Below are 13,229 nucleotides of genomic sequence, written 5' to 3' on the forward strand. Positions count from 1 at the left end.
AGCACAGCCGGACTGCGGAGTAACCCTTTCCCCAAGTTTTTATTAAATTTCCAGTAAGATGGGGATTCCGCGCCATTTCACGATATAATGTGGTAAAATCTCACTATACCTTATTTTTTCAGGAGGAAAGCACACATGGCATGGCAAGATACATATGAAAAATGGAATTCTTTTAAAGGACTTGATCCTAAATATAAAGAGGAACTAGCGAAAATTGCCGATGATGAAGCAGCATTGGAAGATGCTTTCTATAAAGAATTGACATTTGGCACCGGCGGTATGCGCGGTGTGCTTGGAGCAGGGACGAACCGCATGAATATCTACACCGTCCGCAAGGCAGTAGAAGGGCTAGCAGTATATATGGAGAAACACATTGCGGATTACAAGGAACGCGGCGTCGCTGTTGCTTATGATTCCCGCTACATGTCCGCCGAGTTCGCAGATGAAACTGCTCGTGTTCTCGGGGCGCATGGAATCCGCGCGCATGTATTCGAATCACTTCGCCCGACTCCATTACTATCCTTTGCGGTGCGTCATTTGAATGCCGCTGCTGGAATCATGATCACAGCAAGTCATAACCCGCCTGAATATAATGGATTCAAAGTCTATAATGAAGACGGTGGCCAGATTCCGCCTGCACAGGCAGAAGCAATCATAGCTGAAATTGCCAAAGTCGAAGATGAACTGGCAGTGGAAGTGGCGGAATTGGAGACAATCCGCGCCAATGGCCTGCTGCATTCCATTGGGGAAAACGAAGACAATGCCTACCTCAAAGAATTAAAGACAATCTCAAACATGTCCGATTCTGCAAAAGGGCAGCTGGACAAGCTCCAGATCGTATTCACTCCGCTGCATGGTACATCGCATGATCTTGTCCTGCGCGGTTTGGACCAGCTGGGCTTCCAACATGTGCATGTGGTAAAAGAGCAGGCACAGCCAGATCCGGAGTTCTCGACTGTCGAATCTCCGAATCCAGAAGAGCATCAAGCCTTTACACTTGCAATGGAGCAAGGAAAAGAAATCGGAGCAGATGTACTGATCGGGACTGATCCGGATGCAGACCGCCTGGGAGTTGCTGTACAGAACGGAAAAGGTGCTTATCAAGTACTGACAGGGAACCAGCTCGGAACCTTGATGCTTGATTATGTACTGACCAATGCTTCAGAAGATGACCTTCGCAACGGAAAACTTGTCAAGACTATCGTGACAACCGAGATGGGGCGCGCAGTGGCAGCGTCCTATGGCGTGGATACGATTGACACGCTTACCGGTTTCAAGTATATCGGTGAGAAAATCAAGCAATTCGAAACGACTGACGAGAAATTCCTCTTCGGTTATGAAGAGAGTTACGGTTATTTGATCGGTGACTTCGTACGTGATAAAGACGCTGTACAAGCTGCTATGATAGCTTGTGAAATGGCTGCTCATTGGCGCGCCCAAGGCAAGACTTTGCTTGAAGCATTGCATGTGCTTTACGAAAAGCATGGTTACTTCCTGGAGGATCTTCACTCCATCACATTGAAAGGTAAGGACGGTGCAGCGAAAATCGCATCAATGATGGATGCTGTCCGTGCCGATACACCACAAGAACTTGGCGGCCTGAAGGTAATCGCTGTGGAGGATTATGCCGCACAAACACGCCTTAATCTCGAATCTGGTTCAAAAGAGAAGCTGACACTTCCACAGGAAAATGTCATTAAGCTATTCCTTGAGAAGGATAGCTGGGTATGTCTTCGTCCATCCGGAACGGAACCGAAAATCAAAAGTTACTATGGTGTCAGCAGCGCAAGCTACGAAAGCAGTCTGGAGCTATTGGAGAAACTGAAAGCAGATCTTGGCAAGTACCTGCAATAAAATGTTGACATTGTGCTGATATTCAACTAGACTGAATGTGTGATAAGCGCAATTTGCTTTTAAAGGGGAGTAGCTACACAATAAAGTCGTCATTCCGAGAGAAATCTCCGGCTTTATTGGCAACTCAGACGTTGTTAGCGAGACCTTTACCATCTTGGTAAAGGTCTCGCTTTTTTTGGATAAAAAGTGTTACGTCTTTACTAAGAAGGGGTATGATTGCAAAGAATATCGCATACTACACTTAAAGGAGCGTAACTACATGGATGCACAATTACTTTTTGAGTATGGCTGGGTTCTCATCGTCCTTGTCGGACTGGAAGGTATTCTTGCCGCGGATAACGCATTAGTACTTGCAATCATGGTAAGGCACTTGCCTGAGGAACAACGTAAAAAAGCACTTTTCTATGGATTGATGGGGGCATTTATTCTCCGCTTCGCATCCCTATTCGTCATTTCCTTCCTTGTTGATGTATGGCAAGTACAGGCGATCGGTGCGGCTTATCTATTATTCATATCCATAAAGAACCTGTACGACAGATTCAGTTCTAAAAATAATGATGTAACAAATAAGAAACCGAAAAAAGAAAGTGGTTTCTGGATGACTGTTTTGAAAGTCGAACTTGCTGACCTTGCTTTTGCAGTCGATTCCATCCTTGCAGCGGTAGCACTTGCTGTCGCACTTCCACCGACTGGCTGGGGGGAAGTAGGAAGCTTGGATACAGGGCAGTTCGCTGTCGTCCTTGCAGGCGGTATGATCGGTATCATCATCATGCGTTTTGCAGCGAATATCTTCGTTGATCTACTCCATACGCGACCTGCTCTTGAAGTGGCAGCTTTCATCATCGTCGGATGGGTAGGGGTAAAGCTAGTCGTAAGTACACTTTCCCACGATGCACTTGGCATCCTGCCGCATGACTTCGCACATTCGACACCATGGAAGCTTATCTTCTATGGAGTGCTTGTTGCAATTGCAGTAATCGGCTGGATTGTATCCGGCAAAAACAAAGTAGAGCATAAGAAAGAGGATTCTGCTCAAGAAACTGAATAATCTCCGAAGACCTTCTGCTTATCGGCAGAAGGTCTTTTTTGAACAGACATTTTGTCTTTCCAGCTTAGAAGCGTTAAAATAGTAAATAGTACAAAGATAGCAGAAGGGAACGAGTACGATGTCAGAACATCATTTTCATTTAGCTGCAGCCTGGCCGGGAGGAAGGAACAGCTCTGGTACAATCGAAGCAGGCAATCTAAAGACAGAGATCAGCATTCCGCCGGAAATGGGTGGTCCTGGCATCGGTACGAATCCGGATGAGATGCTGCTCGGTGCGGCAGCTACTTGTTATATCATCACTTTGGCAGCTATGATTGAACGAGCTCACTTACCGCTGTCGTCCATGAAATTGGAGTCGGAAGGTATCGTTGATGAAACAAACGGTGTGATCACGTACAAGAGAATCATCCATCGTCCAACGGTATATTTGAAACATGATGCGACAGAGAAACAATTTCAGATGCTAAAGAAGCTGGCCACCAAAGCGGAAGAAAGCTGTATGATTACAAGAGCGATTAAAGGAAATGTGGCAGTCAGCTTGGAAGCTGATTTGAACATCGAGAAGAACACTTACTAATTTTGTAGGATAAAGGACGGAAAGCGTATGAATAGTGAACGGGCGATGCATATTCTAAAAGAAAACGGCTTTAAACAGACAAAGCAGCGCGAAAAACTACTGGACATTTTCCAGAAACGATCCCAGTATTCCGCGGTGACCGATCTTTGGAAAGAATTTCGAGAGGACTTTCCAAGTGCAAGTTATGATACTGTGTACAGGAATTTATATACGATGGCAGAGCTTGGCATATTAGAAATGACCACAATAGATGGAGATAAGCATTTTCGTTTCCACTGCAATATTGAAGGCCATCATCATCATTTCATCTGCAAGCAATGCGGCATTACAAAAGCGATCGATGTCTGCCCGATAGCAGACGTGCAAACAGTACTGCCGGGTGGCTATACAATAGAAAATCATAATTTTGAGGTGTATGGCATTTGTCCTGCCTGTCAATAATTGATTGATAGGCAGTATTTTTTTGTGAACGGAACGTAATGACTACTGTTTACAAATAGTAATGGTTACGATATAATCTCGGTTAGAGCTTATATGTAACGGGAGGAAATCATTTTGAAGAAATCATTATTCTTAATCAGTACAGCCCTGCTTGTCGTGCTGCTTGCAGCCTGTTCGGACAGCGGGAGTCAAAATAGCTCCGACAATGGGAAAATGAAGATCTATACGACAATATATCCAATCCAATACTTTGCAGAAAGAATTGGCGGAGACCACGTAGAGGTGGAGTCCGTACTGCCAGCTGGCAGTGACGCACATAACTTCGAACCGACATCGAATCAGATGGTTGACATCGCTAAATCAGATGCCTTCTTGTATTCGAGTGATGAGCTCGAAACGTATGCCGAGACGATTGCGGATGCTGTTGGAGACGAGGATATAAAGATTGCCCAGCTTGCAGATGGCATCAATTTACTTCCTTTTGAAGAACATGATCATAGTCACGAAGAGGCAGCAGAAGAAGAACATGATCATAGTCACGAAGAGGCAGCAGAAGAAGAACATGATCATAGTGAAGAAGCAACAGAAGAAGAACATCATCATGACCATGGCAGTATAGATCCGCACTACTGGCTTGACCCGGAACGTGCAAAACAGATGGCAGAAAATATGAAGAATACTCTTGCAGAAATGGATCCTGACAACGAAACGACTTATGAGGACAATTATAAGGCTGTCGCGGAAGAATTGGACGAGCTTGATCAGAAATTCCAGCAGGTGGTCGAAGGAAAAGAAAATAAAAAAATTATCGTGTCTCATGCTGCATATGGATACTGGGGAGACCGTTACGGTATTGAGCAAATTGCCATAACTGGCTTGTCACCAACAAATGAACCTTCTCAGAAAAAATTAGAGGAGATCATCCATACGGCAGAAGATAATAAATTGAACTATATATTGTTCGAACAGAATATTTCGCCGAAGGTGGCAACCATCGTACAGGATGAGATCGGGGCGGACGTCCTCAGAATTCACAACTTGGAGACGATTACCAAGGATGAAAACGATGCTGGTGAAGATTATTTCAGTCTGATGGACAAGAATATTGAAACGTTGGAGCAAGCTTTGACAAACGAATAAACTAGGCATGTGCAGGAAAGGCTGTTGAGAGAACTCAACAGCCTTTCCTTATCCTTTATGTTTCGTGAATATTCTAATTTTAGGATATAATGTAGAGGTACATATGTTTTTGGAGGGTAAGCAATGAAAAAATTCGAAGAACAGCTGCGTCAATTCGCCAAACTGGCTATCCAGACAGGCGTTAATTTGCAAGAGGGACAAGGACTGATGCTATTTGCGCCAATAGAAGCAGTGCGTTTCGCCCGGATGGTTTCTGAAGAGGCATATAAAGCTGGTGCTAAAGATGTACATACGGAATGGTTGGATGATGAGCTGGCTGTCCAGCGTTATATGTATGCTCCACTTGAATTTTTAGAGAATGTGCCTGCTTGGAAGTTCCATGCGCGCAACGAAATGGTCAAGGATAATTATGCAGTATTGAATATCCTGGGAGAGAATCCAGATCTTTTAGAAAGAGTGGATGGAACCAAAGTTGCTGCTTTTATGAAATCTTCCGGAAAAGGTCTGACACCTTATCGGGACTATATGATGAAAGATAAAATGCAATGGTCGATTGTTGCCTATCCGACAGTAGCTTGGTCCAAGAAGGTGTTCCCTGACAAATCGATCGAAGAAGCACAAGAAGCCCTGATGGAAGAAATCCTGCGCATCAGCCGGGTTACCGGGAATGAAGATCCAAATGCCGCTTGGAAGGCGCATAATAAACAGCTTCACTTAGCCGCTGATTATATGAATAAGCAGCAGTTTTCCAAATTGATTTATAAAGCAAAGGGCACCGATTTAACCATTGAGCTGCCGAAAGGCCATATTTGGAGCGGCGGTTCCGGTCCGACAGAAGCAGGCGTCGAATTCAACGCTAATATCCCTACTGAAGAGGTATTTACGATGCCGCATAAGGATGGGGTGAATGGCACGGTATCCAGCACCTTGCCTTACAATTTCAATGGACAGCTGATCGAGAACTTCCAGCTGACATTCAAGGATGGCGAAGTAGTGGACTACAAAGCGGAAAAAGGCGAAAAGGCGCTGAAAAATCTGCTGGAAGCTGATCCAGGTTCTAAACGGCTTGGTGAAGTGGCGTTGGTTCCGCATAAGTCGCCGGTATCACAATCAGGTTTGATTTTTTATAATACACTTTTTGATGAAAATGCATCATGCCACCTTGCATTAGGGAAGGCATATCCGACTTGTATTGCAGGCGGCAATGATATGACTGCTGCACAGCTTGAGGCAGCAGGTGTGAATGATAGCATCATGCATGAAGATTTCATGATCGGTTCTGCTGACCTTGATATCGATGGTGTAAAAGAAGACGGCACTACTGTGGCAGTCTTCCGCCAGGGAGCATGGGCATTCGAGTTCAACTGATCAAACCAAATGGAAAATAGAATCCAGCTTTTGGCTGTTCCTGGCTTCCTCATAGGAAGCAAAGGGGCAGCCTTTTTGCCGTATGCGCTCAGGTACAGTGTAAATGGTGAAGTCATCCATTGTAAGGCCTGTGTTTACTTCCTCCCAGAATAACGGAGTGCTGACAGTGCCGCTAGTGCGTATGCGCGCGGTGTAGGGAACCGGTAACGTTTTCCCCTTTCCGAACTGGACATAGTCGATATACAGGCGCTCATGACGATTCTTTTTCATCCTTTCGATTGTAAACAGGTCAGGATGCTGCTGGACAAGTAATCTTGCCAGCGCTTCGGTGAACGTGCCTGCTTGTTCATAACTGAGTTGATTGTCTGGCAAAGGAATGTACAGCTGCAGTCCTTTACTGCCGGAAGTCTTGATGAATGCAGTCAGCTGCATCTGATCTAACCAGACTTTAAGTAGATTTGCAGCCTTGATTGCCAAAGGAAGCGCATCGTCCGCCGGCGGATCAAGGTCGATGGCGATTTCCCGCGGGGAGTCACTGCCGATTTGATGAAAAGGTGCATGGAACTCAATACTCCCATGGTTGGCAAACCAGATCAGAGTCTGCAGATCCGGACATTGCAGCGCCTTCGTATCAGGAATGAAGGAGGGTGCATAATCGGGTCTGTGTTTCTGATAAAAGAAATCTGCTTCGATTCCATCGGGGCAGCGGATAATTGTCATTTCCCGGTTTATCATATGGGGCAGCATGAATGGTGCAACTGTCCGGATATAAAGCAGATAGCGCAATTTATCAATTTGTGCCTTTTGCCAGTAAAGCTTATCCAGCTTGCTTAATTCAACTGTTTCCGGAAACTGGGCCAAATCTATGACTGCTTGCTTTGTCGTACAATCATCTGCTGCTGCAGAAGGCGATAAACGATGGAATCTCGGTTCGCGCAGTTCCTCATCGGCCTGGCCAAGACAATTAATTTTGGCACAAACCGCAGGTGGGAGAATCAGGAGATTATCGGCTGATTTCCCGTTTTCTCTAAAAAAAGCAGTAAGTGTATTCCGCTCTGCCTCTTCCATCCCGTGCTTACATTTCCCGATTGGTACGAAATGACCGCTCTCATCTGCTAACTGGGCATGGAAATAATCATTTTCCTTATCGTACGCTGTCAGCACTGCTGTGATCGTCCGCCAATTCTTTATTTTGTACCAATCATGATGCTGTTTGCCAGCCTTGTAGGTACTGGATGCCCGCTTAGCGATGATACCCTCGCCTTGATGGAGGATGACAGATTCCAATAGTGCTCCTGGTTCTTCATGATAGTCCACGTATTTTATCGCTGCCGGATGCCCCTCGAATGAATGGATGAGTTCTTGCAATGCTTGTTTACGGGAAGTAAGTCGTCGTTTTTCTTGTTTTTTGCCAGCATCGATAAGCAAATCGAACGCCATCAGCACAGCAGGGCGTGCAGCTGCGGTCATTCCGATACGATCAGTCGATTTCATTCGTCCGCGAGTTTGAAGCAGACCGAAGTCACCACTTAATGCGTTTTTCGGAACAATCAACTCCCCATCGATGGAAAAAGGAATATGTGGCTCCACTACATGTTTTTGCTGTTCACAGTAAGTGATGATTTCCGGGAATTGGGTGGTTAAATCAATGCCATTCTTGCTTGTCAGCATCACACTATCTTTGGTAACGTTGAGGACAGCCCGGAAACCGTCATATTTCACTTCATATATCCATTCTTTTCCTACAGGATAGGTATCCTGATAGATCGGTTTCATCACTTGCATTGACATTCCCTCCTTTCTCTCTAGTTTGAAGCATCATGCCGGAATTAAACATCGGATAGACGTACAAACTAGACAAAAAGGAGTGAACAGTCGATGCATACGATGTGGAAGGGAACAATCAGCTTCGGACTCGTGAATATTCCCGTGAAAATGCATGCTGCCACGGAAAATAAAGATGTGAAACTGCGGCAGCTTCATAAAGAGTGCAACACACCGGTCAAATATGAAAAAGTATGTCCGCATTGTGAGAAGGAATTGCAGACAGAAGATATTGTCAAAGCTTATGAGTACACGAAGAATAAATTTGTCGTACTGGATCAGGAAGAACTGCAAGCTTTGCAGAAGGAGCAGGAAGACAAAGCGGTGGAAATCGTTGACTTTGTCAGCTTGGAGGAAATCGATCCCATTTACTTCGAACGCTGCTATTATTTGTCTCCGAATGAAGGCGGGACAAAAGCATACAGTTTATTGCGAAAAGCACTCGAGGAGACGGGGAAAATCGGTGTTGCATCGATGATCATCCGTTCCAAGCAGCAGCTCGCCGTCATCCGTGTGTACCAAAATGTGCTGGTCGTTGAGACGATCCATTACCCGGATGAGGTTCGGAGTGTAGCCGATGTGCCGAATATCCCAGCGGAGGACAGCACTAATGAAAAAGAGCTCAACACAGCTAAGCTGCTCATCGAGCAGCTGACAGCTACCTTTGATCCAGAAAAATATAATGATGAATATCGGGAAGCCTTGCTCGATCTAATACAGGCAAAACGCGATCATGAAGACGTCCATATCCCGACAGCGAAGAAACAGCCGAGCAATGTTACCAATTTGATGGATGCTTTGCAGGCATCGCTGGATAAAGCGAAAAAAGATAAGCCGGCAGCGAAGAAGACGACCAAGAGAAAAACTTCGACACGGGCTAAAAAGAAGCCGGAAGCTGGATAATCCTGCCCGTCATTTTACACATGTATTTCGTATATGACAGTCCTTTGACAGCCTGCTAACAAGTCGATGAAGAAAAGACGTAAGCTATGGCGTTTCTGCTTTTGGCTCCTTACTATGGAGGAATACATCCTGCAGAAGGAAGCGATAGTATGAAACGCGATGCATATTTTGACAATGCAAGACTGCTTATGATTACGTTTGTCGTTTTCGGGCATTTGATACAGCCATACCAGGACATGTTGTTCCTGCAAGTGAGCTATACTTGGATATATACCTTTCATATGCCTGTTTTCATCTTCCTGGCTGGCTTTTTTGCCAAGGGAGCCTGTAAGAGAGCTGCCATTGAAAAACTGGCGAAAAAGCTGCTTTTACCATTTGTATTTTTCCAAGTCATTTACACGATTTACTACTATACCATCGGAAAAGAGGATTGGTTGGCGTCCATCCTTGTACCGCAATGGGCACTATGGTTTTTGCTGAGCTTGTTCTGCTGGCATATGCTGCTTATTCCATTCAAGAAAATCAAGCCTGCACTGGGTATTCCACTTGCTGTTTTTGTCGGTTTACTAGCTGGGTATTGTAATGAGATCGGAGCAGTATTAAGCCTTTCCCGGACATTCGTGTTCTTTCCATTTTTCCTGATTGGCTATTGGGTGACAAAAGAACAGTTGAGTGTGCTGCGACGTCTGCCGATTCGGATAGTGGGGGGAGTATTAATCCTGACAGTGATCTTCTTGCTATGTATGTATCCTGATATTCCGGCAGATTGGCTGTTTGGATCGAAATCCTATACTATGCTCGGCGCTGGCGAGAGTGGCGGCATGATCCGTTTGCTTGTTTATCTCTTCTCCGGGCTCATGATGCTAAGTATATTGGCACTAGTGCCAAGCAAAGAGATGCCTTTTACAAAGTATGGGCAGCGGACATTGTATGTTTATCTATTGCACGGATTTTTCATCCAGTGGATTCGAGTGGATGATTTATTCGAGGTAAGCAATAGTCTCGATATAGCAGGACTAATGATAGTCACTTTTGGCATTGTACTAATCCTCTCCCAGCGCTGGATGCTGCGATTATGGAAACCATTAATTGAGTTGAAAAGCCCATAAAAAAACCGCACAGGTTATATCCTGTGCGGCTCTTTTAACTTGGGCGTGCGTCGCGGAATTGTTTCGGCGTCATCGACGTATAGAATTTGAATTGAGCGGTAAAGTAACTTTGGTTGCAGAAATTGAATTTCTTGGCCAAGTCAGCAATGGACTGATTTGTATGAAGCAGGAAATACTTGGATTCCTCGATCTTTTTCTGGTTGATGAACTGAACGGTGGACACGCCGACTTCTTTTTTGAATAGATGGGAAAGGTAGCTCGGGTTCACGTTGCAATGGGAACTGATTGCCTGTAAGCTCAGATCCTCCAGGATGTGTGATTGGATGTATGCAATTGCTTCATTGATGATATTGGAGTATTGTGTAGCCCGGCTTTTGTTCAGTCCTTCGATGAAACGGACAAGCATATCATATTCCAAGTCGGTAAGCTCCTGCTCTGTCTGACAATTCTCGATTTCCAGCATGTACGTCATATTCAGACTGGAAGCTACTTCCTGGGAAGCGCCGCCCCTAAGGATGGCACGTGTGTATAACGTACAGATGCTGATCAATTGGTTTTTGGCGGATCGTAGCGGTTGAAAGGCATACTTCGGGCGTTCAGAAGTGGAAAGGCTTTCAATTATCGATATTGCCCCATTCAGATCTCCATCCTGTACAGCATCCATCAGCTGGTTCTCAAGCAGGTAGGAAGGGTACAAAAACTGTTTGTTTGACTTCATATCTTCACTGGAACGTTTCTCAGGCAGAACAGCATTTTTAGATATGGTAGACATACTATACCTCCGTTAAGGAATATTGGTTTTATCATCAGTCTTATATATCAATATTGTAAGCGTTTTCCGAGAAAAAATAAACTGTTTTAATAAAAAATATTTATAAAACATTTATTTTAACGTTTTTCGACACGTTGGCAGGTTAATAGACAAGCAGGAGAAAGACTAGCTATAATGGGAATAGCAAGAAAGAAGGCAATTGTCTGAAAAAAAGAGGTGTGCGCATGCGTGTCAGATCCACCCGGCGTATTCTGGCTATTGTTTGGATGGTCATCCGGTTCATGGTGCAGATATATTGGTTTTATTTGCTGCATAGCCGTGTATGGGATGAACAGGATAAACAGGAATGGGAAGCACTGCTTACGAAGCAGGCAAGGGAGTATCGAAAGACTGCTGAAAAGAAGGGCGGATTACTGGTCAAGTTAGGGCAGTTTCTCAGCTCTCGTGCAGATTTACTGCCAAAGGTATTCATCCGGGAAATGGAAGGTCTTGTGGATAAGGTAAAGCCGACGCCGTTTACATATTCGGAGGCGATTTTACGAGAGGAACTTGGCAGCTATTATGAGACAGAGATTAAGGATCTGAACCCTCAGCCGATTGCTTCTGCCTCTATTGGCGATGTGTATGAGGCACGGCTGAAGAACGGAAAGAAAATAGCGGTGAAAGTCCAGCGTCATAATGTCAGGCAAATTTTTCACATGGATTTCAAAGCGCTGCGGATCATCTTTTTCCTGCTCCGCAAGCTCACCAGTATCGGCAAAAAATCGGATATGAAGGCATTGTATGCCGAAGTGGTGACGATCATCAGCAGGGAATTGGACTTTCGCAAAGAACTGGAGCATGCGGATTATTTCAGGAAACGCTACAAAGGGAACCCGGATATCAAAATGCCGGATTATTATCCAGAGCTCTGTACCGGGAGAGTGCTGGTAATGGATTGGGTGGATGGCAGGAAGGTGACGGACACGGATTATCTCGATGCACAGAAGATTCCTCGTGAGCAAGTGGCCAGAGCACTTTTTCAGTTCTTCTCCGATCAGTTTCTCAACAGCGGAATGTTTCATGCCGATCCCCACGCGGGGAATATCATGGTACAGCCAGATGGAAAGATAGTATTGCTCGATTTCGGGATGGTGGGTGAGATCAAAGCAACAGACACTGACTATTTAAGGGAGGCTATCCAAGGGATTGTTCTGGATGACTATGAAGCAGTTATCCAGGCACTCTACAAAATGGAATTCCTGCTCCCATCCGCAGATTCAGAGAAGGTGAAACGAATCATCCGGAAGACGGTGGATTTATATAAAGGCGGACAGCTTGATGTGGGAGACACGGACTCATTCCTTCAATTGATGGAAGAGCTGCAGGTGATCGTGAAAGAGCAGCCGATCCAGCTGCCGGCTGATTTCGCTTTCCTAGGTCGGGCAGTATCCTTGGCGATTGGTTTGGTTGCGATCATTTATCCGCAGGCTGATTTGGTCGAATGGGGCAAGCCTGTCATCCTCCGCTGGATGAGGGGATCGAAAAAACATAGTTCCATCTATACTGGTATTCTCACAAACTCCCTCCGGCCTTTCTTATCTATGCCCAGGGCAGTCGTTGATTGGCTCACGGATGGAGAGAAGCAGCGGAGCTGGGAGCGGGATAGGCAAAAGAACCAGCTGCTGCATCAATTTTATTTCTTTTATACGGTGCTGCTGCTCATGCTGACAGCAGGATCTGCATACACTGGCATCCATGGAATCATCCAGCATACATTATGGTTGATCCTCGTCGGATTCATCCTGATGTTCCTATTTTTGGGATTGGGCTTAATTCTATTCATCAAGCATGTTCTGATGCTAAGATCCATAAATAAGACTAGGAGGTTATGAAAAATGGCGGATTTATTACGTAAAGGATTTCTTTTAGGTGTTGGTGCTGCTTTGGCCGGGAAAGAGAAATTGGATGCAAAACTGAAAGAACTCGTGGCAAAGGGAGAGATTACGCCGCAGCAAGCGAAGGATTTGGTTCAGCGTTTTGTGGAAAAAGGAGAAGCGAAATCCAATGAGTGGAGCGAGAAAAATCAGGGGAACATGCAAAAAAAAGCGAGTGATCTGGGACTTGCGACAAAAGCAGATGTTGATGCCCTGAAGCAGCGAATCAGTCATTTGGAGCTTCGGCTGCAAAATAAGGAAGATTAATGGATTATGT

12 protein-coding genes are annotated in these 13,229 nt (G+C 45.1%); 10 read left to right on the forward strand and 2 right to left on the reverse strand.

The genetic code is table 11. From position 1 onward, the window contains the following. Positions 1-135: 135 nt before the first annotated feature. From BLQ53_RS00795 to BLQ53_RS00820, 6 genes are all read left to right on the forward strand, one after another. Positions 136-1,854 carry a phospho-sugar mutase gene (locus tag BLQ53_RS00795; protein WP_093725034.1) on the forward strand — a complete coding sequence of 573 codons (1,719 nt, stop codon included), beginning with the start codon at positions 136-138 and terminating at the stop codon, positions 1,852-1,854. Positions 1,855-2,113: 259 nt separating this feature from the next. After that, positions 2,114-2,902 (forward strand): TerC family protein, encoded by a 789-nt coding sequence (locus BLQ53_RS00800; RefSeq protein WP_093725036.1) that lies wholly within the window; start codon positions 2,114-2,116, stop codon positions 2,900-2,902. Positions 2,903-3,020: 118 nt separating this feature from the next. Beyond that, positions 3,021-3,479, forward strand: a complete 459-nt coding sequence (locus BLQ53_RS00805) for an OsmC family protein (protein ID WP_093725038.1) — start codon at positions 3,021-3,023, stop codon at positions 3,477-3,479. A 27-nt stretch (positions 3,480-3,506) separates the two neighbouring features. Beyond that, positions 3,507-3,920, forward strand: a complete 414-nt coding sequence (locus BLQ53_RS00810) for a Fur family transcriptional regulator (protein ID WP_093725040.1) — start codon at positions 3,507-3,509, stop codon at positions 3,918-3,920. Between the two features lie 114 nt (positions 3,921-4,034). Further along, positions 4,035-5,060 carry a metal ABC transporter solute-binding protein, Zn/Mn family gene (locus BLQ53_RS00815; RefSeq protein WP_093725042.1) on the forward strand — a complete coding sequence of 342 codons (1,026 nt, stop codon included), beginning with the start codon at positions 4,035-4,037 and terminating at the stop codon, positions 5,058-5,060. A 123-nt stretch (positions 5,061-5,183) separates the two neighbouring features. Continuing rightward, complete coding sequence (locus tag BLQ53_RS00820; protein ID WP_093725044.1) at positions 5,184-6,428, forward strand: aminopeptidase; 1,245 nt, start codon at positions 5,184-5,186, stop codon at positions 6,426-6,428. Here the strand turns inward: BLQ53_RS00820 and ligD are convergent, their stop codons facing one another. Then, the gene (ligD, locus tag BLQ53_RS00825) at positions 6,429-8,213 is read right to left on the reverse strand and encodes a DNA ligase D (protein WP_170829529.1); all 1,785 of its coding nucleotides are present in this window, start codon (positions 8,211-8,213) and stop codon (positions 6,429-6,431) included. A gap of 93 nt (positions 8,214-8,306) precedes the next feature. On the opposite strand from ligD, the gene ku reads away from it, so the two are divergent. Next, positions 8,307-9,155: a non-homologous end joining protein Ku gene (ku, locus tag BLQ53_RS00830; RefSeq protein WP_093725048.1), complete on the forward strand. Its 849-nt coding sequence runs from the start codon at positions 8,307-8,309 to the stop codon at positions 9,153-9,155. A gap of 149 nt (positions 9,156-9,304) precedes the next feature. Continuing rightward, positions 9,305-10,264: an acyltransferase family protein gene (locus BLQ53_RS00835; protein WP_093725831.1), complete on the forward strand. Its 960-nt coding sequence runs from the start codon at positions 9,305-9,307 to the stop codon at positions 10,262-10,264. Positions 10,265-10,298: 34 nt separating this feature from the next. On the opposite strand, the gene BLQ53_RS00840 is transcribed toward BLQ53_RS00835, so the two are convergent. Further along, a complete protein-coding gene (locus BLQ53_RS00840; RefSeq protein ID WP_093725050.1) occupies positions 10,299-11,036 on the reverse strand; it encodes a helix-turn-helix domain-containing protein in 738 nt (245 codons plus the stop codon). 224 nt (positions 11,037-11,260) lie between these two features. Here BLQ53_RS00840 and BLQ53_RS00845 point away from each other — a divergent pair, with 224 nt between their 5' ends. Continuing rightward, positions 11,261-12,910: an ABC1 kinase family protein gene (locus BLQ53_RS00845; RefSeq protein WP_093725052.1), complete on the forward strand. Its 1,650-nt coding sequence runs from the start codon at positions 11,261-11,263 to the stop codon at positions 12,908-12,910. 3 nt (positions 12,911-12,913) lie between these two features. Next, the gene (locus tag BLQ53_RS00850) at positions 12,914-13,219 is read left to right on the forward strand and encodes a phasin family protein (RefSeq protein WP_093725054.1); all 306 of its coding nucleotides are present in this window, start codon (positions 12,914-12,916) and stop codon (positions 13,217-13,219) included. Positions 13,220-13,229 lie beyond the last annotated feature (10 nt).

Source organism: Terribacillus halophilus (assembly GCF_900101385.1).
Classification (GTDB): domain Bacteria; phylum Bacillota; class Bacilli; order Bacillales; family Amphibacillaceae; genus Terribacillus; species Terribacillus halophilus.

Bases quoted from the DNA above. Each gene is read 5' to 3' on its own strand.
- BLQ53_RS00795 (WP_093725034.1), top strand. From the start codon at position 136: ATGGCATGGCAAGATACATATGAAAAATGGAATTCTTTTAAAGGACTT.
- BLQ53_RS00800 (WP_093725036.1), top strand. From the start codon at position 2,114: ATGGATGCACAATTACTTTTTGAGTATGGCTGGGTTCTCATCGTCCTT.
- BLQ53_RS00805 (WP_093725038.1), top strand. From the start codon at position 3,021: ATGTCAGAACATCATTTTCATTTAGCTGCAGCCTGGCCGGGAGGAAGG.
- BLQ53_RS00810 (WP_093725040.1), top strand. From the start codon at position 3,507: ATGAATAGTGAACGGGCGATGCATATTCTAAAAGAAAACGGCTTTAAA.
- BLQ53_RS00820 (WP_093725044.1), top strand. From the start codon at position 5,184: ATGAAAAAATTCGAAGAACAGCTGCGTCAATTCGCCAAACTGGCTATC.
- ligD (WP_170829529.1), bottom strand. From the start codon at position 8,213: ATGCAAGTGATGAAACCGATCTATCAGGATACCTATCCTGTAGGAAAA.
- ku (WP_093725048.1), top strand. From the start codon at position 8,307: ATGCATACGATGTGGAAGGGAACAATCAGCTTCGGACTCGTGAATATT.
- BLQ53_RS00835 (WP_093725831.1), top strand. From the start codon at position 9,305: ATGAAACGCGATGCATATTTTGACAATGCAAGACTGCTTATGATTACG.
- BLQ53_RS00840 (WP_093725050.1), bottom strand. From the start codon at position 11,036: ATGTCTACCATATCTAAAAATGCTGTTCTGCCTGAGAAACGTTCCAGT.
- BLQ53_RS00845 (WP_093725052.1), top strand. From the start codon at position 11,261: ATGCGTGTCAGATCCACCCGGCGTATTCTGGCTATTGTTTGGATGGTC.
- BLQ53_RS00850 (WP_093725054.1), top strand. From the start codon at position 12,914: ATGGCGGATTTATTACGTAAAGGATTTCTTTTAGGTGTTGGTGCTGCT.